This window comes from Kribbella sp. NPDC056861, from assembly GCF_040687575.1.
In the GTDB taxonomy this organism is placed as follows: Bacteria; Actinomycetota; Actinomycetes; order Propionibacteriales; family Kribbellaceae; genus Kribbella.
The window spans coordinates 116,587-136,870 of record NZ_JBFBNQ010000004.1; the positions used below are offsets into that span (position 1 = coordinate 116,587).

The 20,284-nt window shown below is 68.5% G+C and carries 21 protein-coding genes; 13 read left to right on the forward strand and 8 right to left on the reverse strand.

Features of this window, described 5'->3' with window-relative positions; all coding sequences use genetic code 11:
- Positions 1 to 40: 40 nt before the first annotated feature.
- A complete protein-coding gene (locus tag AB0P21_RS20020) occupies positions 41 to 1,303 on the reverse strand; it encodes a deoxyribodipyrimidine photo-lyase (protein ID WP_363698592.1) in 1,263 nt (420 codons plus the stop codon).
- 110 nt (positions 1,304 to 1,413) lie between these two features.
- Here AB0P21_RS20020 and AB0P21_RS20025 point away from each other — a divergent pair, with 110 nt between their 5' ends.
- The 4 genes from AB0P21_RS20025 to AB0P21_RS20040 all read left to right on the forward strand — a co-directional run bounded on the left by AB0P21_RS20025 (position 1,414) and on the right by AB0P21_RS20040 (position 5,099).
- Complete coding sequence (locus AB0P21_RS20025) at positions 1,414 to 2,118, forward strand: metal-dependent transcriptional regulator (RefSeq protein ID WP_363698594.1); 705 nt, start codon at positions 1,414 to 1,416, stop codon at positions 2,116 to 2,118.
- A gap of 74 nt (positions 2,119 to 2,192) precedes the next feature.
- Positions 2,193 to 2,966, forward strand: coding sequence for a methyltransferase domain-containing protein (locus AB0P21_RS20030; protein ID WP_363698596.1), 774 nt, complete (start codon positions 2,193 to 2,195; stop codon positions 2,964 to 2,966).
- A 14-nt stretch (positions 2,967 to 2,980) separates the two neighbouring features.
- Complete coding sequence (gene pabB / locus AB0P21_RS20035) at positions 2,981 to 4,387, forward strand: aminodeoxychorismate synthase component I (RefSeq protein ID WP_363698598.1); 1,407 nt, start codon at positions 2,981 to 2,983, stop codon at positions 4,385 to 4,387.
- 13 nt (positions 4,388 to 4,400) lie between these two features.
- On the forward strand, positions 4,401 to 5,099 hold the full coding sequence (locus tag AB0P21_RS20040) for an aminotransferase class IV (protein WP_363698600.1): 699 nt from the start codon (positions 4,401 to 4,403) through the stop codon (positions 5,097 to 5,099).
- 6 nt (positions 5,100 to 5,105) lie between these two features.
- Here the strand turns inward: AB0P21_RS20040 and AB0P21_RS20045 are convergent, their stop codons facing one another.
- A complete protein-coding gene (locus AB0P21_RS20045) occupies positions 5,106 to 5,510 on the reverse strand; it encodes a VOC family protein (protein ID WP_363698601.1) in 405 nt (134 codons plus the stop codon).
- Positions 5,511 to 5,620: 110 nt separating this feature from the next.
- On the opposite strand from AB0P21_RS20045, the gene AB0P21_RS20050 reads away from it, so the two are divergent.
- Genes AB0P21_RS20050 through AB0P21_RS20070 form a run of 5 tightly spaced genes read left to right on the forward strand, consistent with a single transcriptional unit; the run spans position 5,621 to position 9,363 of the window.
- The gene (locus tag AB0P21_RS20050; RefSeq protein ID WP_363698603.1) at positions 5,621 to 5,983 is read left to right on the forward strand and encodes a GntR family transcriptional regulator; all 363 of its coding nucleotides are present in this window, start codon (positions 5,621 to 5,623) and stop codon (positions 5,981 to 5,983) included.
- Positions 5,980 to 6,894, forward strand: coding sequence for an ABC transporter ATP-binding protein (locus AB0P21_RS20055; RefSeq protein ID WP_363698604.1), 915 nt, complete (start codon positions 5,980 to 5,982; stop codon positions 6,892 to 6,894). Before AB0P21_RS20050 ends, AB0P21_RS20055 begins: the two co-directional genes overlap by 4 nt.
- On the forward strand, positions 6,891 to 7,661 hold the full coding sequence (locus AB0P21_RS20060) for a hypothetical protein (protein WP_363698605.1): 771 nt from the start codon (positions 6,891 to 6,893) through the stop codon (positions 7,659 to 7,661). Before AB0P21_RS20055 ends, AB0P21_RS20060 begins: the two co-directional genes overlap by 4 nt.
- Before the next feature lie 41 nt (positions 7,662 to 7,702).
- Positions 7,703 to 8,638 (forward strand): ABC transporter ATP-binding protein, encoded by a 936-nt coding sequence (locus AB0P21_RS20065; protein WP_363698607.1) that lies wholly within the window; start codon positions 7,703 to 7,705, stop codon positions 8,636 to 8,638.
- Positions 8,635 to 9,363 (forward strand): ABC transporter permease, encoded by a 729-nt coding sequence (locus AB0P21_RS20070; RefSeq protein ID WP_363698609.1) that lies wholly within the window; start codon positions 8,635 to 8,637, stop codon positions 9,361 to 9,363. Before AB0P21_RS20065 ends, AB0P21_RS20070 begins: the two co-directional genes overlap by 4 nt.
- A gap of 356 nt (positions 9,364 to 9,719) precedes the next feature.
- Here AB0P21_RS20070 and AB0P21_RS20075 read toward each other — a convergent pair whose 3' ends face one another.
- The 4 genes from AB0P21_RS20075 to AB0P21_RS20090 all read right to left on the reverse strand — a co-directional run bounded on the left by AB0P21_RS20075 (position 9,720) and on the right by AB0P21_RS20090 (position 15,115).
- Entirely contained in the window at positions 9,720 to 12,347 is a 2,628-nt protein-coding gene (locus AB0P21_RS20075; protein ID WP_363698611.1) for a glycogen debranching protein, read from the reverse strand.
- A 40-nt stretch (positions 12,348 to 12,387) separates the two neighbouring features.
- Positions 12,388 to 13,401: a LacI family DNA-binding transcriptional regulator gene (locus tag AB0P21_RS20080; protein WP_363698612.1), complete on the reverse strand. Its 1,014-nt coding sequence runs from the start codon at positions 13,399 to 13,401 to the stop codon at positions 12,388 to 12,390.
- 154 nt (positions 13,402 to 13,555) lie between these two features.
- Positions 13,556 to 14,341: an LLM class flavin-dependent oxidoreductase gene (locus tag AB0P21_RS20085; protein WP_363698614.1), complete on the reverse strand. Its 786-nt coding sequence runs from the start codon at positions 14,339 to 14,341 to the stop codon at positions 13,556 to 13,558.
- Between the two features lie 33 nt (positions 14,342 to 14,374).
- A complete protein-coding gene (locus AB0P21_RS20090; protein WP_363698616.1) occupies positions 14,375 to 15,115 on the reverse strand; it encodes an SDR family oxidoreductase in 741 nt (246 codons plus the stop codon).
- 163 nt (positions 15,116 to 15,278) lie between these two features.
- Between AB0P21_RS20090 and AB0P21_RS20095 the strand changes: the two genes are divergently transcribed.
- The 4 genes from AB0P21_RS20095 to AB0P21_RS20110 are packed head-to-tail and all read left to right on the forward strand — an operon-like array spanning position 15,279 to position 18,437.
- Positions 15,279 to 16,739 (forward strand): AlkA N-terminal domain-containing protein, encoded by a 1,461-nt coding sequence (locus AB0P21_RS20095; protein ID WP_363698618.1) that lies wholly within the window; start codon positions 15,279 to 15,281, stop codon positions 16,737 to 16,739.
- A 1-nt stretch (position 16,740) separates the two neighbouring features.
- A complete protein-coding gene (locus tag AB0P21_RS20100; RefSeq protein WP_363698619.1) occupies positions 16,741 to 17,289 on the forward strand; it encodes a GNAT family N-acetyltransferase in 549 nt (182 codons plus the stop codon).
- Positions 17,277 to 17,777 carry a methylated-DNA--[protein]-cysteine S-methyltransferase gene (locus tag AB0P21_RS20105; protein ID WP_363698621.1) on the forward strand — a complete coding sequence of 167 codons (501 nt, stop codon included), beginning with the start codon at positions 17,277 to 17,279 and terminating at the stop codon, positions 17,775 to 17,777. The genes AB0P21_RS20100 and AB0P21_RS20105 overlap by 13 nt, the downstream gene beginning before the upstream one ends.
- Before the next feature lie 54 nt (positions 17,778 to 17,831).
- Positions 17,832 to 18,437 (forward strand): YdeI/OmpD-associated family protein, encoded by a 606-nt coding sequence (locus AB0P21_RS20110; protein ID WP_363698623.1) that lies wholly within the window; start codon positions 17,832 to 17,834, stop codon positions 18,435 to 18,437.
- Between the two features lie 8 nt (positions 18,438 to 18,445).
- On the opposite strand, the gene AB0P21_RS20115 is transcribed toward AB0P21_RS20110, so the two are convergent.
- Entirely contained in the window at positions 18,446 to 19,672 is a 1,227-nt protein-coding gene (locus AB0P21_RS20115; protein ID WP_363698625.1) for a cation:proton antiporter, read from the reverse strand.
- Between the two features lies 1 nt (position 19,673).
- Positions 19,674 to 20,150 carry a TrkA C-terminal domain-containing protein gene (locus AB0P21_RS20120; RefSeq protein ID WP_363698626.1) on the reverse strand — a complete coding sequence of 159 codons (477 nt, stop codon included), beginning with the start codon at positions 20,148 to 20,150 and terminating at the stop codon, positions 19,674 to 19,676.
- Positions 20,151 to 20,284: the final 134 nt, after the last annotated feature.

Consider the following 20,284-nt stretch of genomic DNA (forward strand, 5'->3'; position numbering starts at 1 on the left):
TACAATACCCAGATGGGGGTTGAGGTCAAGAGATCAGGACTCAGCGGATCGCGTCGTACCTCCGCAGCGCCTCGAGCCGGGCCTCGGCATGGTCCACGATCGGCTCGGGGTACTCCGGCGTGCCGAACTCCGGCACCCAGCGCCGCACGTACTCACCGGCCGGGTCGAACTTCTTCTCCTGGGTGGCCGGATTGAAGACCCGGAAGTACGGCGAGGCGTCGGCGCCGCAGCCCGCGACCCATTGCCAGTTCAGCGAGTTCGACGCCAGATCGCCGTCCTCCAGCTGCTGCATGAACCAGCGCGCGCCGTACTTCCAGTGCACATGAAGGTCCTTGACCAGGAAGGAAGCCACGATCATCCGCACCCGGTTGTGCATGAACCCGGTCGCGGCCAGCTCCCGCATGCCCGCGTCGACGATCGGATAGCCGGTCTTTCCTGCACACCAAGCCTCGAAGGCGTCACCCGGCTCGTCGTACTCCATCTTCGCGAACTCCGGCCGCAGCGGCTTCCAGGCGGCCTCCGGGTTGCGCGCCAGCAGATCCGCGCAGAACTCCCGCCAGGCCAGCTCGCGCCGGTACCCCTCGGCGCCCTTGCTCCGCTTGTGGGCAAGGTCGGAAAGCATCGTCCGCGGATGGATCTCGCCGTACTTCAACGGCACCGACATCCGCGAGGTCGCGTCCAGATCCGGCCGGTCCCGCACTTCGCCGTACTCCGAGACGTCCTCGAGGTACCGCTCCCACTGCTTGCGCGCCGCGTCCTCGCCGGCAACCGCATCACTGGCAGGAAGCTTCTCGCTCTTGGCCTTCACCCACTCGACCTTGCTCGGGGCATCTACCGGCCCCCGCCAGCCGTGCTCCAGCCAGGTCCGGAAGTACGGCGTGAACACCGAGTACGGCCGGTCCTGCTGGGTCAGCACCCGCCCGGGCGCGATGGCGTACGGCGAGCCGGTGGTGACCAGTGGACACTCGAGCGCCTCCTCGACCGCGGCGTCCCGGCGCTGCCCGTAAGGCCCGTAATCCTTGGAAATATGGACACTCACGGCCTCCACCTCGGCCGCCACCGCTGGTACGACGTCCGCCGGATCGCCATGCCGGACGACGAGCCGGCCGCCGATCGCGTCGGACAGACTCCGCAACGACGCGACCAGATGATCCCGCCGCGGTGTCCCCGCTTTGTCCCACAACCTGGGGTCGAGCACGAACAGCGCGAGCACGTTGCCGTCGCCCGCCGTGACCGCGTCCAGCAGCGCTGGATTGTCACTCAACCGAAGATCCCGCCGGAACCACATCACCGCAGTAGCCATTCGCCAATCCTGGCTCACGAACAAGTTTTCCCGGCACTCAACGACACGCTGAGACAGGATTCGAACACACGATTGGGTAAGGCTTGCCTCAGTAGGTGAGAATGGATGTCGTGAGCGAGCTGATCGATACCACTGAGATGTACCTGCGGACCGTCTACGAGCTGGAAGAAGAAGGCATCCTGCCGCTGCGCGCGCGGATCGCCGAGCGGCTCCACCAATCAGGACCGACGGTCAGTCAGACGGTGGCCCGGATGGAACGTGACGGTCTCGTCACGGTCGAGGGGGACCGGCATCTCGAACTCACCGAGGTCGGCCGGATGCAGGCCACCCGGGTGATGCGCAAGCACCGGCTGGCCGAGCGGCTGCTGGTCGACGTGATCGGGCTGGAGTGGGAGGACGTGCACGCCGAGGCCTGCCGCTGGGAGCACGTGATGAGCGACGCGGTCGAGCTGCGGCTGCTGAAGATCCTCGACAACCCGACCGAGTCGCCGTACGGCAACCCGATCCCGGGCCTGGAGGAGCTGCTCAAGGACGGTCACGCGACCGCGATCGGCGACTTCCGCAGCGGCGTCGAGCCGCTCGACAAGGTGCTCGACCACGCCACCGGCGACTCCGTCCGGGTGCTGGTCCGGCGGATCGCCGAGCCGATGCAGACCGACGACGACGCGATGTCGGTCCTGCGCCGCGCGGGCGCGCTGCCCGGCCGCGAGGTCGACGCGATGCTGGACGCGGAAGGTGTCCTGGTGGGCAGCCGCGAGGCCGGCGGCGTGATCAGCGACGAGATCGCCGGGCACATCTTCGTCAGCCTGGTTTAAGTCTCAGCCAAGAATCCGCACGCACAGCGCCGGATGATGTACTGAGGGTGTTCAGGCAGTAACGTCTGTCCGCGATGCCTGAGAACGATATCGACTGGCCGGGTTACCTGCGGGAGTTCCACACCGCGGCCCCGGGCAGCACTGAAGCCCTGCTGTCACGTGCGGTGGCCGGGGACCACACGCCCTACCGCTGGCTGGTCCGCGCGGTCTCCGGCGAGGCGCGACGCGTCCTCGACCTGGCCTGTGGCAACGGCCCGGTCGCCCGCGAGCTGTACGGGCGGTGGGTGGTCGGCGTCGACAACAACGCCGCCCAACTGGCCGGCGCGCCCGGCCCGAAGGTCCAGGCGGACGCGCTGCACCTGCCGTTCGCCAACGAGGCCTTCGACGTCGTCACCTGCTCGATCGGCCTGGCGGTGCTCCAGCCGCTGCCCGCCGTACTGGCCGAAGCAGCCCGCGTACTGCGTCGCGGCGGCGTCCTGGCCGCCATCGTGCCCGCGGTGCGGCCACTGCGCCGCAGCGATCTGCGCACGATCACCAGCCTGACCACCCGGCTGCGCTCGACCCCGCAGTTCCCGGCCGGCGGCGAGATCAAGGACCTGAAGGACCAGCTGCGGTTGGCCGGGTTCGACGTGATGGAGAGCCAGCGCGAGCGCTACGCGTACACCGTGCGCACCCTGGACGACGCCCGGATCCTGGTCGGCGCGCTCTACCTGCCCGGTACGTCGGACGCCCGGCGCGAGTCCGCCGCGGTCTGGCTGTCCGAACGCGCCGAAACCAAGGACGGTCTCCAGGTGGCGATCCCGGTCCGCCGCATTACGGCCATGCGCACCAAGGTGGCGCTGCACTAGGTACCGTTCATGCTGTGTCTGCTCTGACGTGGTCCGTGCGCGCGCTCGATCATGCGCTCGGCGGCGAGCAGATCTACCGCGAACTGCTCGCGGACGAGCCGGCCGCCTTCTGGCTCGACGGCAGCCTGACCGACCAGCACTCGCGCCGCGTCTCGGTCCTCGGGACGTCGACCGGCCCTGACGCTGAGGTGATTGTCCGGGACGTCGCCGACGGGGATGTCTTCGCGGAGTTGCAGCAGCGGTTGAGCGCGCGGTCGGCGCAGCTGGACGGAGTACCGGCTGAGCTGGGGGAGGTCTTCAGTGGCGGTTATGTCGGGTACTTCGGTTATGAATTGAAGGCCCTCACGGGTGGTGTCGCGGCCCATGCCGCGCCGACTCCGGACGCGTTGTGGATGTGGGCCAACCGGTTCGTCGTGATCGACCACGACGAGCACCGCACGCTGCTCGTCGCCGTCCATGCTCCGGGTGATCCGGCAGCGAGTGCCTGGCTGGATCGTGCCGAGTCTGCCGCCGCCAGCTGGTACATGGGCTGGCGCGAGGCACCGCCGATCGCCATGCTCGACCTCGAGGCGCACCTGGAGCAGGACCGCGCCACCTACTTGGCCGGGATCGACGCCTGCATGGCGGCACTCGAGGCCGGCGAGACGTACGAGGTCTGCCTGACCAACCGGGTTCGGCTGCCGGCCGTCGAGGACCCGTTCGAGTTCTACCTGTGGCAACGCCAGAGCAACCCCGCGCCGTACTCGGCCTACCTAGCGGTCAAGCACAGTCTCGCGGTCAAGCACAGCGTCCGGTACGGCGACCTGGCGGTTGCAAGCTCCTCGCCCGAGCGGTTCCTGACCGTGGACGGCGACGGCTGGGCCGAATGCCGGCCGATCAAGGGCACCGCGCCGCGCTCCGCCGATCCGGCGCAGGACCAGCTCGTCGCGAAGGCGCTCGCCGAGGACGAGAAGACCCGCGCCGAGAACCTGATGATCGTCGACCTGATCCGCAACGACCTCGGCCGGGTCAGCCGGCCGGGCAGCGTGCAGGTCCCGCAACTGATGGCGGTCGAGAGCTATGAGACCGTGCACCAACTCGTCACCACGGTCCGCGGGCAGCTGCGCGCCGGGGTGGACGCGCTCGACGCGGTCCGTGCCTGCTTCCCGCCGGGGTCGATGACGGGGGCGCCGAAGATCCGCACGATGGAGCTGCTCGACCAGCTCGAGCAATCCGCGCGCGGGGTCTACTCGGGGGCGCTCGGTTACCTGACGGTGGACGGCCGGGCCGACCTGAGCGTGGTGATCAGGACCGCGGTGATGACGGGGGAGCAGACCGTGGTCGGGGCCGGTGGGGCGATCGTGCTCGACTCGGACCCGGTCGCGGAGTACGACGAGATGGTGCTCAAGGCAACAGCAACGATCCAGGGGCGGACGGCATGACAGGGGTGGCGGCATGACTTCACTGCAGGTGGCGGATTCCTTCTTGGTGGCCAACGGCCAAGTGCGCGGTCTCGACCTGCACCGGCTGCGGTTCACCTCGTCGTGTTCGGCGCTGGGGGTCGAGGCGGGGGCGTACTTCGACGACCAGGTCCGGCGGCTGCCCGGCTTCGGCCGCTGGTTCCCCCGCTTCGAACTCGATGCCGAAGGCAAGCTCTCCGTGCAGCTCCGGCCCGCCCCGCCGCAGGGCGGCCGGATCCGGGTCGTCCTGCACGACGGCCCCGACCCGCGCACCCAGCCGCTGGTCAAGGGCCCTGACCTGGACGCCCTGGGGGAGCTGAAAGCCCAAGCAAACAAGGACTTCGGTGCCCATGAGGTCCTTCTCGCCGATCCCGACGGCGTGATCGTCGAAGCGGCGTACTCCGCTGTCCTCTGGTGGGAGGACGACACTCTCTGTGTCCCGCCCGCGGACCGTGCCTATCTGTCCTCGGTCACCGCCGAGCTGGTCCGCGGAATCGCTGCCACCGAGGAGGTCGAAGTCGCCGAACGCGCCCGGACCGCCGCCGACCTGGCGGACACCGAGGTCTGGCTGGTCAACGCGCTGCACGGCATCCGCCCGGTCGAGGCGTGGAACCACGACCCGATCGACCCGCTGCCGTTCACCCGCTCCAAGGCCTGGCAGCAAACCCTGCTGGAGTCCGCCACCACCCTCTGAGGCGCGCTACTCGCCCAGTTCGGTGAAGAGGGTCAGCTGGACCCCGCCGGGACCTTCGAGCCGGGCGTTCAGCGAGTCCCACGGCGTACGGGTCGGCTCGGCGATCACTTCGGCTCCCGCGGCCGCCAATCGGGTGGTCGCCTCGGCCGAGTCGTCGACCTCGAAGGCGACCCGGAACTTGCCGGCCACCCGGCGCCCGACCTCGACCCGGTCGATGTACTCGGCCTGGTTCCGGTCCGCGATCTCCAGCGTCGCCCGGCCGGCGTCGAGGATCATCACCCGGCCGTCGTCGGACTCGTAGTTCTCGCTCTGGCTCAGCCCGAGGACATCGCGGTAGAAGGCGACCGCCTCGTCGTAGTTGTCGACCGTCACCACCAGCCGCAGTTGCCGTACGCCGTCCGCCACAGTCACTCCCTCGATCCGGTCCCGCTGGAACTTTGCGATTGCACGGTACCCAACGCCGGTGCTACGGTTCATTAGTCAAGTAATGAACCTACGAACCTCAGGGCGGAGGGAGCACGGTGTTCGACGATCGCAGTCCGATCTACCTCCAGATCGCGGAGCAGATCAAGAACGACATCGTCACGGGCGCCCTCGCCGAGGACGAGCAGGTCATGTCGACCAACCAGTACGCCGCGTTCTACCGGATCAACCCGGCCACCGCTGCCAAGGGCTTCGCCCAGCTGGTCGACGAGGGCGTGCTCTACAAGAAGCGCGGGATCGGCATGTTCGTCAGCCCGAACGCCCGCGACCTGCTGCGCAGCGGCCGCCGCGACTCGTTCTTCGCCGAGGTGGTGGATCCGATGATCCGCGAGGCCCGCGCAATCGGCGTACCGCTGACCGAGATCGTCCAGCACATCCAGAAGGAGGGTGACCAGCAATGACCGGCGGCCTGGGAGTGAGCACCGAGAACCTGAGCGTCAGGTTCGGCGGCGTACCGGCGCTGGACCGTCTGGACCTGCGGCTCGCGCCGGACAAGATCCACGGCCTGCTGGGCCGCAACGGCTCCGGCAAGAGCACACTGGCCGCTGTCCTGGCCGGCTTCCGGCAGCCCGACGAAGGGCGCGTGCTGATCGACGGCGGCGACCTCGGGACCGGGCTCTCGCCGTACGAGGATGCCGTCGTGACCAGCCGGATCTGCCTGATCCGCGAGTCGGGCGACCTGGTCGACTCCGCGCCGGTCAAGCAGGCGCTCGCGCTGGCCCGCAGTCTGCGGCCGTACTGGGACGACGACCTGGCCGGCGAACTGCTGGACAAGTTCGAGGTGCCGACCCGCAAGAAGGTGCAGAAGCTGTCCCGCGGCAAGAAGTCGGCGCTCGGCGTCGTGCTGGGACTGGCCAGCCGCGCGCCGCTGACCATCTTCGACGAGAGCTACCTCGGGATGGACGTCCCGTCCCGCACTCTGTTCTACGACGCGCTGCTGGCCGACTACACCGAAGTACCGCGGACGATCGTGCTGTCCACTCACCTGGTCAGCGAGGTCAGCGCGCTGCTCGAAGAGGTGGTCATCCTCGACAACGGCAAGCTGGTCACCCAGTCGCCGGTCGACTCGCTGCGCGGTCGCGGCGCCTCGATCGTCGGCCCGGCCGCGGCGGTCGACGAACTGACCACCGGCCTGACCGTGCTCGCCGAGCAACGCCTCGGCGGCACCAAGTCGGTCACCGTGCTGGGCGATCTGGACGACGCGCTGCTGGCGAAGGCGCACTCGGCCGGCCTGGAGATCGGCCCGGTCGGCCTGCAGGACCTCTTCGTCCATCTGACCGGTACGACGCGCCCGAAGGAGAGCACCCGATGAGCACCCAGACCGCACCGCGGACCGCGACCCTGCCGGGCTCGGTCACCGCGGCCGGCCGGCTGAAGCAGGTGGTGATCGCGATGGCCATCGGGCTGCGGCCGATGATCGTCGGCTACTGGCTGGTGATGACGGTGTCGTTCCTGATCGGTGGGCTGATCTCGCAGCTGATCGGCGGCGGTCTCGACCACAGTATCTGGGACTACGGCACCCAGTCGCCGAAGTACTTCTCGTCCGCCATCGGCATCACCCTGACGCCGGCGATCTTCTCGCTGATGATCGCGCACGGCGTCACCCGGCGGATGTTCGCGGTGGCCGGCAGCATCATCCTGGTCGGCGCCGCGACCGCGACCGCGACGATCTGGGTGCTGGCCTACCAGATCGAGCACGTCGCCTACGACTGGGCCGGACTGACCCAGGCGCTGAACAATCCGCACCTGTTCACCAAGACCTCGCAGGTCGGGCTCATCTTCACCGAGTTCTTCCTGCTGATCCTCGCGCACGAGGCCGCCGGCTGGCTGATCGGTATCGGCTTCTACCGGTTCGGTTTCTGGAAAGGACTGCTGCTGCTGCCGCTCGGTCTCGTACCGGCCGCCGCCGCGGAGTTCCTGCTGGTCGCCCAGTGGCTCGCCGAGGCACTGCGCAGTACCGGCTATCACCGTCCACCACTGGCGATCGGCGTACCGGGAGTGCTCGCGGTCAGCGCGCTCGGCCTGTACTTCGGTTACCGGCTGCTCCGCCCGATGGCGCTCAAACCCGCCAAGGGCTGACCCCACAATCCAACCCCTGCAGTAGTTAGGGAGGCTCCGCCATGCCCGAAAACCTGGACGACGATCTGGTCGTCGTCAACCATCTCCGCAAGACCTACGGCGCGACTGTTGCCGTTGACAACGTTTCGCTGACCGTCCGCGAGGGCGAGATCTTCGGCATCCTCGGTCCCAACGGGGCCGGCAAGACCACCACGGTCGAGTCGATCGCCGGACTCCGTACGCCGGACGGCGGGACCGTCCGGGTCGCCGGGCTCAACCCGCACAAACGGCGGACCGAGATCACCTCGCTGATCGGCGTCCAGCTGCAGGCGAGCGAGTTGCCGGAGCGGATCAAGGCCCGCGAGGCGCTCGAGCTGTACGCGTCGTTCTACCCGAACCCGGCCGACCCGGCGGAGCTGCTCGAGCGGCTCGGGCTGACCAAGGTGCGGGACACCGCGTTCGCCAAGCTGTCCGGCGGGCAGAAGCAGCGGTTGTCGATCGCGCTCGCGCTGATCGGCAACCCGAAGATCGCCATCCTCGACGAGCTGACCACCGGGCTCGACCCGCAGGCGCGGCGGGACACCTGGGAGCTGGTCAAGCAGATCCGCGACTCGGGCGTCACCATCATCCTGGTCACGCACTTCATGGAGGAGGCGGAGTACCTCTGCGACCGGATCGCCATCATCGACGGCGGCCGGGTGGTCGCGCTGGACACCCCCGCCGGGCTGGTCGCCGCCGCCCGCGCGGAGCAGCAGATCAGCTTCCGGGTGCCCGGCACGCTGGACGAGGCGGTCCTGAAAGCCTTGCCAGCAGTCACTTCCGTACTCCGCGACGGTGAACGTTTCGTTGTCACTGGCAACGACGACCTGCTGGTCGAGGTGGTCACCGAACTGGCCGGCCGCGGCCAGGCGCCCCGCGACCTGCACACCGAACAGACGACCTTGGACGACGCATTCCTCGCTTTGGCGGGCCGGAACTTCGAAGGAGCGGACCGATGAGCCAGACACTGACCCTGACCAGGATCGAGAGCAAGCTGTTCGTGCGGGAGTGGGCGAGTCTGTTCTTCGTCTTCGTGCTGCCGGTCGGCCTGCTGACGATCTTCTCGCTGATGGACGACGGCAGCGGCTCGAGCGACGGCGTACCGGCCAGCTTCCTGCCCACGATGGCGATCGGGATCGGGATCGGCATCCTCGGGATGGCGACGCTGCCGATGATCCTGGCGGGCTACCGGGAGAAGGGAATCCTGCGCCGGATGTCGACCACCCCGGTCCGCCCGGTCAAGCTGCTGGTCGCGCAACTGCTGCTGCACCTCGCCGCGGGCATCGTGGTGATCGCCCTGATCCTCGGACTGGGCACCCTCGTCTTCGACGCGGCCCTGCCCAGCGCGCCGCTGCCGTTCGTGATTTCCGCCCTGCTCTACACCGTCGCCGAGCTCTCGATCGGTGTCCTGATCGCGGGCCTGGTCTCGACCGCGAAGGGTGCCAGCATCGTCGGCAACATCCTGTTCTTCCCGAGCATGTTCTTCGCCGGCGTCTGGACCCCGGGCGACCTGATGCCGCACGCGCTGCGCTGGGTCCGCGACATCACGCCGATGGGCGCCGGCATGACCAGCATGCAAGACGCCTGGTCGGGCCACTGGCCGGGAGTCGAACACGTCGCCGCGCTGCTCGCCGTCACCGTCGCCTGCGTCGCACTGGCGGCCCGGTTCTTTCGCTGGGAATGAAGGTTATGCACAGGGGGTGTGTATAACATCGAACCTTTCTGTGGATGGTCGGGTACTCACTGTGGACGACACGCGGCAGGTGGCAGATTCGCCGAATCTCTTTGTCAGAAAGGGTTGTGTGCGCACCGACCGGGGAGGTAGAAATGTCGACACGCTGCTTCTTCGGGAGCGGCGGGTCGGGCGGGAAACCGAGTGCCCTCGCAGTGGGGATCCCCACTGAGGTATGACCGGTGACGGGGTCTGCCGGCTCCTTTGGTCCCGTTCGGGAGGCTGGAGACGTCACTATCCTTCAGCTATACGTAGGCCCCTCCGACTCATACTCGGAGGGGCCCGCGTTCTGTCAGGCCCGCGTTCTGTCAGGAGAGGGTGACCCGCAGCGTCGAGTGCGAGCCGCGAGCCGCCACCCGCACCTCGATACCCCGCGCTGTCGTCACCAGCTCGTACTGCGCCGCGCGACCGTCGAGCGTGACCGCCCGAACCTTCGAGCCGGTCGGCAGGACTGCACCCACAGTGACGGCTGCGTGCAGGCCTTTACTGCTCACGTCAGTCCGATATTCCTTGCCTGCAACGGATGCGGACACGTTCACCGCGCCGCGACCGAGGCGAATGTTGCTACCAGCCACCTTCTGCTGGCCGCCCGGGACCTGCGGAACGACGGAGACCTTCCCGTGCCCCAGGTCCGGGTCGACGCCCAGCTGCTGATGCACGACCGGCCACAGCACGCCGTACGTGCCCCAGACCTGCATCGCCATCGAGCGGTCGGTGAACGGCCGGTCGATGTTCGCGGGGGAGTCCGGCGACGGCGCGATCTCCGGCATCCCGCCCGGCGTCTCCCAGACCCTCGGGTCGAGCTGGATCCGGGCGTTGCCGGTGGTGTACACCTGCTGCTGGTTCCTGCCCAGCCGTCCGAAGTTGCCCTCAGCAACTGCCATGATCGAGGTGTTCAGTGAGAAGATGCTGCGCTCGCTCTTCACCGCCGAGACCACTGAGTCGCAACTGGCGCCGGGGTTGCCCGCGGCATCGGAGGTGGGGCCGGTACCGGTGTGGAAGAGCCCGAACTCTCCTGTGTAACAAGCCTTCTCACGCTGGTCGAGTGCGATCTTGGCGTGCTCGGCCGAGGCCAGGGGAGCGGTCGGCTGACCCGGACGGACCAGCTCGGCCTCCATCGGGGTGACGCCGGTCCAGTGCCGCTGGAAGATCGGCGTGTTGTCGTTCGCCGGATCGGCCACGTCGTCGACCGAGTCGGCGTACCCGAAGGCCTGGCTGACCCACCACTGGGTCTCGAAGCGCCGCTCGAGGTCGGTCGCCTTCGCCGTGGCCCACCGCTGGGTCGCCCGGTCATGACGCGAGCCGGCCAGATCGGCGAGATCGCGCAGCCCGCGGGCGAGGTACACGGTGCTGTCGAGCTTCTCCGAGCCCATCCCGCTGCGCTCGACGTTCGCGAGTCCTTCGAGCCAGCCGTCGCCGTCCTGGTCCAGCTCGCGGTAGACGTACTTGAGGTTGCGCACGCTGAAGTCGTACATCTCGTCGCGGAACCGGTCGTCGCCGGTCCAGCGCCACAGCAGCGCGACGATACTGGGGAACTTGACCGTCTCGTCGGTGTTGCCTGCGCTGGTGTTCGAACCGAAGTACACGTCGCCGGTCGGCGTCACTTCGTGCGCGACCTTGCCGCTGCGGTCGTTGAGGAGGTCGCTCACGTCACGTAAGGCGCGTAGGTGCGCCTTCACTGTGTCGAACTGACCGGCCGCGACAGCGGCGTACGAGGTGTACTCGCCGTCGGTGGCGAACAGCCACGGGTAGTCGGGGAAGCCGGCGCCGAACCAGCGCGCGACCTCGACGGTGCCACTCGGCGCGGGGTACGACTTGCCTTCGTTGACGTCGCGGATCTGCAGGTTGCGCGCCTCCTGGACGGAGTCGGCGAGATTCTGCTTGCTCCACTCGACGCTCTGCTGCAGCAGCCGGTCACCAGGCAGGTCCACTGCGGACAGGTCGTTGATCGCGGCCCGGATCTTCTTCTTTGCCTGCAGCAACTTCGCGGGGTTGCCGATGGCCCGCTGGTACTCGCGCTGTGCGGCGGCCTGGCCCTGGTCCGAACCGGCGACGGCGAACCACACGGTCGTCGTGCGGCCCGGCTTGAGGTCGACGTTGTAGGTGAGGCGTCCGCCGGTGCCCTTGCCGAAGGCGGAGTCGTCGCAGTGCGCGGGCGCAGTACCGTCGGCCGGGCAGATGACGGCTGGGTCCTGTGGGCCGCGGTGGTTGGCGCCGAGCGCGTGACCGGTCGGCTTGAGGTTCGAGCCGACGATCGCGTTGTAGTCGTGCGCCGCGGCGTTGGGCACTGGCGGGGTGCCCTGATCGCGGAACCGCAGGGTGCCGCCGGCGTACGAACCGCTGTCAGGCAGGTTGGTCTGACCGGCGTTCGGTGTGGTGCCGCCCCACGGATACGACGGCATCAGCTCCGAGTGCGCGTCGACATCGAGCTTCACGGTCTTCGCCTTGCTGGACTTCAAGGTCAGCCCGACCACGGTCGCCCGGACGCCGTCCGGCACGAAGTCGGTCCGCTCCACGCTCACGTCACTCGGATAGCTGATCCGCTGGTACCCGTGCCCACTCGTGTACTTCGCCGCGGCCACGTCCTTCCCGAGCCACGCGCCGTCCACCCCGAACCAGATCCCGTCCAACAGCTTCAACGGCGGCGTCCAGATGCCGCCCATCTCGCCGCGGGTATGCCACCCGGTCGCCGGATACAACCCGGTCTCGTCACCCATCGCATAAGCCCGATCGCCGACCACCAAGGATCGCCGATCAGCTAACCGCTGCGACTCGGACAGTTCGTGTTCGCTGGGGGTGTGACCAGCGGTGGCGAGGGAGGGGATCCCGCTGATCGCGAGGACCGTGGCTGCTGCGAGGAGACCACCAGCACCGGCGTACCGGCGCCTGGTTCGTCTCCTCGGCCTGCTGTTTCGTCCGACCGGGCGGGGTGTCATGACGCTTCCTCCTTCTGGCGGTGTCAACGCACCGCCGGCATCAGCCGGGGGCCGAGCTGCCCCTGACGATCAGTTCGGGTTGCAGAAGTCGTTCCGTCGGCCCGGCCGGGGCCGTCGCGGTGAGGATGTCGATCAACTCGGTGGCGATCTGGTCCATCGGCTGCCGGATGCTGGTCAGCGCCGGCGAGACCACCGAGGCCAGCGGCGAGTCGTCGAACCCGGTGACGGCGACGTCGACTCCCGCCGTGAGCCGGCGCCGGCTGAGCTCCCGCAACGCGCCGAGCGCGAGAATGTCGCTGATGGCAACAATCGCGTCGATCCCGGGATCCGCGTCGAGCAGCTCCGCGGTAGCGCGAGCGCCGGCGTCGATGGTGTCTTCCTGGCAGTGAAACGCCAGCTCCCGGCCACTGGGCAGTCCAAGCTCCTGGCAACCGCGCTGCCACCCGGTCAACCGATCCTCGGCCAGCCCGGATGCCTCCGGCCAACTCAGGAAGGCAATCCGCCGCCGCCCGGTCTCCTGCAGATGCCGTACGGCGGCAGCGCACCCAGCAGCACCGTCGACATCAACCCAGGGCCCCGGCTGCGTGGACTCCTTCCAGACCCGCCCGAACGACACGAACGGCACCTGCTGCTCCTTCAGCCACCCGTGCCGCGGGTCATGGGTCTCGGTCTGCGAAAGCACGAACCCGTCGACCAGTCGCCGCGCGTGCAGGTCTTCGTAGACCGGCATGCCCTCGACCCCGACCGGTGCCGTGAACAACAAGATGTGCCGGCCGCTGCTCTCCGCCGAGGCGCACAACGAGTGCAGGAACTGGTCCATCACCAGATGCGCCTGACCGTTCGGCCAGCTCGGCACGCAGTACCCGATCAGTTCGACCGCGCTCGTCCGCAGGCTGCGGGCGTTACGATTGGGGCGGTAGTTGAGCAGCTGGATCGACCGCGTCACCCGCTGCAGTGTGTCGGGCCGTAGTCGGTGAGGCGCATTCAGCGCGTTGGAGACGGTCTGCACCGAAACCTCCGCATGAGCGGCAACCTGCTTGAGGGTAGCCACCATCCACCTCCCAGTTTCCCCAGAGACTGGCATTTTAACGTTCAAACGCTCTCGCAGTCTCACCCTGAACCCCTGCCATGTCAACGGGTGGCGGCCCGGCCGAGGCAGATCGTCAGGCGATCCCGATCCGGATCGCCGGTTGCTCCGGGGCGGCCGTTCAGCTGATTCGCGGCGGCCCGGCGCGCAATATCTCCTGCGCCTCAGCCACCGGCCCAGGCGCGATCCACCGCCCCCACCAGGTGGCGCCCGCCTCGGCGAACGCAGCCGGATCACCACCCTTCGCCTTGAACTCCAACGCCCCGCCCTGCCGCTCGGCAAGAAGCTCCCGAACATCGTCCGGCGTCATCTCCTGCGGGGCGATAGTCGGACCCTTGTAGGCACAACTGCCATCCCACCGAAGGATCCGCCGTCGCACCGACGGCACGAGAAAGTTGCCACCCACCCAGATCGGGATACGCGGCCGCTGCACCGGCCGAGCCGTCAGTTGAGCCCCGTCCAGTCGATAGTGCTGACCGGCGTAGTGAACCGGCTCCCCGCTCCACAGCGCATCGATGATCTCCAGCGACTCGTCAAGCTTCTCGGCCAGCACCCGTGGAGCACCGGCGACAAACGGATCCCCGGGATCGCCGATCCCCACCCCGAGAATCAGCCGGCCACCGGACAGGTGATCCAGCGCAACAGCCTCGGCCGCGAGCTGCCACGGATGCCGGCGGGGGACCGGCGTGACCGTCGTACCAAGCCTGATGGTCGACGTCGCACACGCCATCGCCGCCAAACAGACCCACGGCTCGTACGTCGGCTCCGCAGCGTCCCCCTGGTAGACGAGGTAGTCCTCCAGGAACACCCCGTCCCACCCGCAGTCCTCCGCCATCCGCGCCAGCTCAGCCAGCCCGCGCGGATCCCGCCCCGCCCCCACCGCCCCGAACGTCACCGAGAATCGCATCCCACCAAGCTAGGCGCCCCCGCCGACAAACTGTCAGGCCGCGTGACCTCCGTCGACGGTCAACTCACTGCCGGTGATATAAGCCCCACCCGGCCCCGCCAGATAGACCACCGCCGCCGCAACCTCCTCAACCGTCCCGAACCGCCCCAGCGCCAGAAACTCCCGCTGCGCCTCGGCAAACGGCCCGTCCGCCGGATTCATCGCCGTGTCAACCGGCCCCGGCTGCACCACATTCGACGTGATCCCACGCCCACCGAGATCCCGCGCCAACCCCTTGCTCATCCCCACCACAGCCGACTTGCTCATCGCATACAAGCTCATCCCCGCTCCCGCGTTCCGCTCGGCGATCGTGCTGCCGAGGTGAATCATCCGTCCACCGTCAGCCAGTACGCCGGCCGCGGCCCGCGCCGCGACGTACGGACCACGCACGTTGATCGCCAGCACCCGCTCGATCTCCTCGAGCGTGACCTCGCCGATCATCCCCATCGTCCCGACCCCCGCGTTGTTGACGAAGATGTCGAGCCCACCAAGTACTTCGTACGCCCGACTCACCGCCGCGTTGACCGCGACCGCATCAGCCGCATCCGCCTCGATCGCAAACCCCCGCCGCCCAGCAGTCTCGATCTGCTTGACCACCGCTGCCGCATCCTCCGGCGAGCTGTTGTAGGTCACGGCAACATCGGCCCCCTGTGCGGCCAACGCAACCGCCACCGCCGCACCGATCCCGCGGCTGCCGCCGGTCACCAGTGCCTTCTTTCCTGCCAACTCACTCATCGCGTCCTCTTCACAGGTTGTCCTTCAGTGCTTCAAGTTCAGCCGCCGGGCGCGGCAAAGGCTGGCGAGAATCGGCCGCCGGATCCTCAGGTCGCAATTCCGCTAGCGCGCCTTGACCCGACCAGGGATGCTGGAGCACGTGTACGAATGTGTCGAGCGGTGCGTGCGAGCGGTCCAGTCGAAGGACGCGCGGTTCGACGGGTGGTTCTTCACCGCCGTGCTGACCACCAAGATCTACTGCCGCCCGAGCTGCCCGGTGGTGCCGCCCAAGGTCAAGAACATGCGGTTCTACCCGAGTGCTGCCGCGGCGCAGCAGGCCGGCTTCCGCGCCTGCAAGCGCTGCCGGCCGGATGCCAGCCCCGGGTCGCCGGAGTGGAACGACCGCGCTGACCTGGTCGCCCGCGCGATGCGGCTGATCGGCGACGGCGTGGTGGATCGCGACGGCGTACCGGGCCTCGCGACTCAGCTCGGGTACAGCGTTCGCCAGGTGCAGCGGCAACTGCAGGCCGAGCTCGGAGCCGGCCCGCTTGCTCTCGCTCGCGCGCAGCGAGCCCAGACCGCGCGGCTGCTGATCGAGACCAGCTCGCTGCAGATGGCCGATATCGCTTTCGCGGCTGGGTTCTCCAGCGTGCGGACCTTCAACGAGACGGTCCAGGAGGTCTTCGCGCTCTCACCAAGCGAACTGCGGACGAAGGCCAAGCTGGGCGACACACCCAGTGCGCCGGGCACCATCTCGCTGCGCCTCCCGTTTCGCCAGCCGTTGATGCCGGACAACCTGTTCGGGCACCTGATCGCGACCGGCGTACCGGGAGTGGAGGAGTGGCGTGGTGGCGACTATCGCCGCACACTCCGGCTGCCGCACGGCCACGGCGTCGTCGCCCTCCGGCCGATGCCCGACCACATCGCTTGCCAACTCTCGCTCACCGACCAGCGCGACCTGGCGATCGCGATCAGCCGCTGCCGCCGGATGCTCGACCTCGACGCCGATCCGGTCGCGGTTGACGATCAGCTCCGCACCGATCCGATCCTCGCGCCGCTGGTCGACAAGGCGCCGGGGCGGCGGGTGCCGCACACGGTGGACGGCGAGGAGTTCGCAGTACGGGCGGTGCTCGGGCAGCAGGTGTCGACGGCTGCCGCGCGGACTCACGCGAGCCGGCTCGTGCAGGCTTATGGCGATCCGATCGACGATCCGGGTGGCGGGCTGACGCACTTGTTCCCGCGGATGGAGGCGTTGGCCGAGCTCGATCCCGAGACGCTCGCGTTCCCGAAGTCCCGGCGTACGACGCTGATGACGTTGGTCGCCACGCTTGCGGCCGGGGAGATCGACCTCGGCGCCGGCGCCGACTGGGATCGCGCCCGCGAGCAGTTGGCGGCCTTGCCGGGTATCGGCCCGTGGACCGTCGAGTCGATCGCGATGCGCGCGTTGGGTGACCCGGATGCCTTTGTGGCCAGCGATCTGGGCATCCGGTACGCCGCCCGGGATCTCGGGTTGCCCGAGGCCCCCAAAGCATTGATCGAGCACGCGCGAGCGTGGCGGCCGTGGCGCGCGTACGCCGTGCAGTACCTCTGGGCGACCGGAAACCATGCCGTCAACACGATTCCTCCTGTCGAGAATGCGGAGTGAGATGTCCCAGCTGACCACCGAACGCCTGCTGTTGCGTCCGCCGACCGATGATGACCGAGCGCCGATCGCCGCGATGAACGCCGATCCAGCGGTGATGGAACACTTCCCGGCGCCGTTCACCCGGGCCGAGAGCGACGCGATGATCGACCGGATCACCGCGATGATCGAGCTGCGCGGCTTCGGGTTCTGGGTGGCCGAGGTCCGTGAGACCGGGCAGGTGATCGGCTTCGTCGGACTGTCGGTGCCGACCTTCGAGGCGCCGTTCCTGCCTGGCGTCGAGATCGGCTGGCGGCTGACGAAAGATGCCTGGGGCAACGGCTATGCGACCGAAGGCGCCCGGGCCGCGCTGGCGCACGCGTTCGGTCCGCTCGAGCTGGACGAGGTGCTGTCGTTCACCGCGACGACCAACAAGCCGTCCCAGCGGGTGATGGAGCGGATCGGGATGACGCACGACGAGGCCGGCGACTTCGACCACCCGCGACTGCCCGACGGGCACCGGTTGCAGCGGCACGTGCTGTACCGGATCAGTCGCGCGCAATGGGAGGCCTGATCGTGGCGCATGCGGTGATCGAGAGCCCGATCGGTGTGCTGACGCTCGTGGCGGCGGACACGGGGGAGTTGGCCGGGCTCTACATGGAGCAGCAGCGGCATCGCCCGGCGCAGGAGATCTTCGGGCTGCGCGACGACTCGATCCTGCCGGAGGTCGGGCAGCAGTTGAAGGAGTACTTCGCCGGCGAGCGCACCGTCTTCGACGTACCGCTGAAGCTGAGCGGGACGCCGTTCCAGCAGCGCGTCTGGGCGGCCCTGCAGGACATCCCGTACGGCGAAGTGACGACGTACGGCGGCCTCGCGGCCACCCTCGGGCTGGTGCCGGGCGCCTCCCGGGCGGTCGGACTGGCGAACGGGAAGAACCCGGTCAGCATCATCGTGCCGTGTCACCGGGTGATCGGCTCGACGGGCAGCCTCACCGGGTACGGCGGCGGCCTCGATCGCAAGCAGCGACTGCTCGACCACGAGCGGGCCGACGTACTGTTCTGACTTCTTGAGGAAAGTGCTCAGAGGATGAGCACTTATCGGGCGCATGCTGTCGGTATGAGCACAGAGACGAAGGTCAAGCAGGTGGTCACCGACGACGAGGCGTTCGCGCCGGCGAGTGTCGAGGAGTGGCGCGCGTGGTTGGCGCAGTACGGGCGGACCGAGCGGTCGGTGTGGGTCGTCGTCCAGCGCAACGGCGGCGGGATCGGCCTGGCGGAGGCGGTTGAGCATGCGCTGTGCTTCGGCTGGATCGACAGCAAGACGCTGCGCCGCGACGACTCCAGCACCTATCAGACCTTCACGCCGCGCAACCCGCGCAGTACCTGGAGCCAGGTCAACCGCGATCGCGTCGAGCGCCTCCTCGCCGCCGGGCTGATGGAGGCTCCCGGCCAAGAGCTGATCGACCTGGCGAAGCGCACCGGGACCTGGGACTGCCTGGCCGAGGCCCAGAACGGCGTGATCCCTGCCGATCTCCAGTCGGAGCTCGACCGCGACGAGAAGGCGGCTGGGTACTTCGCCGCCTTCCCGCCGTCCTCCAAGCGCCGGATCCTCGAGTGGATCGCTCTGGCCAAACGCCCCGAGACTCGCGCCGGCCGGATCGCCCAGACCGTCACCCTCGCCGCGATCAACCAGCGAGCCAACCACCCCGAGCTGCCGCGCTGACGAGGCTATTACTTGGTGCTGTTGGCAGGGTCGTCCAGCCGCTCCTGCAGCGGCGGAACCTGCACGGTCGCCTCCGGCTTCTTGCGCAGGTTGATGAGCTTGCGAGCAACCGGCTCGGTGAAGCGAGCAGTCATCGGCCCGAGGATCACCAGGATCAGCACGTACGCCGTCGCCAACGGCCCAAGCCGCGGCTCGACCCCAACGGCCAGCCCCGCGATCACGATCGAGAACTCACCACGCGCCACCAACGTGCCGCCGGCCCGCCAGCGACCAGCCGACTTCACGCCCGCCTTGCGCGCGGCGTACCAACCGGTGGCGATCTTCGTCAGCGCCGTCACGACCGCCAGCGCCAACGCGATCCCCAGCACCGGCGGGATCTCGGCCGGGTCGGTGCTCAGCCCGAAGAACACGAAAAACACCGCGGCGAACAGATCCCGCAGCGGGCTCAGCAGACTGCGAGCACCCTTCGCGACCTCGCCCGACAGCGCGATGCCGACCAGGAACGCGCCGACCGCGGCCGACACCTGCAGCTGCTGCGCGATTCCCGCGACGAGCAGGGTCAGCCCGAGTACTACGAGCAGCAGCATCTCCGGGTTGTCCGAGGAGACGGCCCGGCTGATCACCCGTCCGTAGCGCAGTGCGATGAACAGCACGATGCTCACCGTGCCCAGTGAGATCAGCAGCGTCACACTGCCGCCGGCCAGCCCGACGCCGGCCAGCAGCGCGGTCAGGATCGGCAGATAGACCGCCATCGAGAGGTCCTCGAGCACCAGGATCCCGAGCACGATCGGCGTCTCGCGATTACCCAGCCGGCCGAGGTCGCCGACCACTTTCGCGATCACGCCCGATGACGAGATCCAGGTGACACCGGCCAGCGCGACCGCCGCGACCGGTCCCCAGCCGAGCAGCAGCGCGCAGGCCGCACCGGGCAACGCGTTGAGCAGGAAGTCGACCACGCCGGACAGGTACTGCGTCTTCAGCGTGCCGACCAGATCGGCCGCCGTGTACTCGAGGCCGAGCAGCAACAGCAGCAGGATGACGCCGATCTCGGCGCCGGTGGCAACAAACTCTTCAGACGCGTCCAAGGGCAACAGTCCGCCGTGCCCGAAGGCGAGACCGGCCAGCAGGTACAGGGGAATCGGCGAGAAGCCGACCCGTCCGGCGATCCGGCCGAGGATGCCGAGGGCAAGCAGCACGCCGCCGAGCTCGATCAGCAGAGCGGTCAGGTCGTGCATCTCAGCCTCCCGTGATCAGTTCGGCGACGGCGTCGACGCCCTCGCGGGTGCCGACCACAACGATCGTGTCGCCGATCGCGAACCGGAAGTCCGGTGCCGGCGACGGCACCGCCCCGGTCCGGCGCAGCACCGCGACGATCGACGCGCCGGTCCGGCTGCGGGCCTGGGTGTCGCCGAGCGTGCGGCCGGAGTACGGGGAACGGCTGGTGATCGGGATCTGCTCGGTGACCAGGTCGATCTCGATGTCGCTGTGCAGCGGCTCGATCGGCGCCGGGATCAGCAGCTGCCCGAGCGCGCTGGCCTCGGCCGGGTCGAGCGGCACACTGCCCAGGCAACTGTCGTCGTCCTCGGGATCGTGGAACCCCAGGAAGCGCCGGCCGTCCGTGTGCACCACCAGCGAGACGTGCTTGCCGCCGTCGGTGGTGAGATCGTACCGGGTGCCGATCCCTGGCAACGTCGTCCTGGTCGGGTGGTCCATGAAAATCTTCGCTCCCCGCAATAGATGGCGTCTGCAACCATTATCGCTCATCCGGCCAACTGGTTGGACCGGCCAATCGTCGGTGGACCGAGTGTGAGGTGGCTTGCAATCGGGTGCAGTGCAACTAGTTGCAT

Coding starts and splice junctions, on each gene's coding strand:
- AB0P21_RS20020 (WP_363698592.1), bottom strand. CDS start 1,303: ATGGCTACTGCGGTGATGTGGTTCCGGCGGGATCTTCGGTTGAGTGAC.
- AB0P21_RS20030 (WP_363698596.1), top strand. CDS start 2,193: ATGCCTGAGAACGATATCGACTGGCCGGGTTACCTGCGGGAGTTCCAC.
- AB0P21_RS20040 (WP_363698600.1), top strand. CDS start 4,401: ATGACTTCACTGCAGGTGGCGGATTCCTTCTTGGTGGCCAACGGCCAA.
- AB0P21_RS20055 (WP_363698604.1), top strand. CDS start 5,980: ATGACCGGCGGCCTGGGAGTGAGCACCGAGAACCTGAGCGTCAGGTTC.
- AB0P21_RS20060 (WP_363698605.1), top strand. CDS start 6,891: ATGAGCACCCAGACCGCACCGCGGACCGCGACCCTGCCGGGCTCGGTC.
- AB0P21_RS20065 (WP_363698607.1), top strand. CDS start 7,703: ATGCCCGAAAACCTGGACGACGATCTGGTCGTCGTCAACCATCTCCGC.
- AB0P21_RS20070 (WP_363698609.1), top strand. CDS start 8,635: ATGAGCCAGACACTGACCCTGACCAGGATCGAGAGCAAGCTGTTCGTG.
- AB0P21_RS20075 (WP_363698611.1), bottom strand. CDS start 12,347: ATGACACCCCGCCCGGTCGGACGAAACAGCAGGCCGAGGAGACGAACC.
- AB0P21_RS20080 (WP_363698612.1), bottom strand. CDS start 13,401: ATGGTGGCTACCCTCAAGCAGGTTGCCGCTCATGCGGAGGTTTCGGTG.
- AB0P21_RS20085 (WP_363698614.1), bottom strand. CDS start 14,341: ATGCGATTCTCGGTGACGTTCGGGGCGGTGGGGGCGGGGCGGGATCCG.
- AB0P21_RS20090 (WP_363698616.1), bottom strand. CDS start 15,115: ATGAGTGAGTTGGCAGGAAAGAAGGCACTGGTGACCGGCGGCAGCCGC.
- AB0P21_RS20100 (WP_363698619.1), top strand. CDS start 16,741: ATGTCCCAGCTGACCACCGAACGCCTGCTGTTGCGTCCGCCGACCGAT.
- AB0P21_RS20105 (WP_363698621.1), top strand. CDS start 17,277: ATGGGAGGCCTGATCGTGGCGCATGCGGTGATCGAGAGCCCGATCGGT.
- AB0P21_RS20110 (WP_363698623.1), top strand. CDS start 17,832: ATGAGCACAGAGACGAAGGTCAAGCAGGTGGTCACCGACGACGAGGCG.
- AB0P21_RS20115 (WP_363698625.1), bottom strand. CDS start 19,672: ATGCACGACCTGACCGCTCTGCTGATCGAGCTCGGCGGCGTGCTGCTT.
- AB0P21_RS20120 (WP_363698626.1), bottom strand. CDS start 20,150: ATGGACCACCCGACCAGGACGACGTTGCCAGGGATCGGCACCCGGTAC.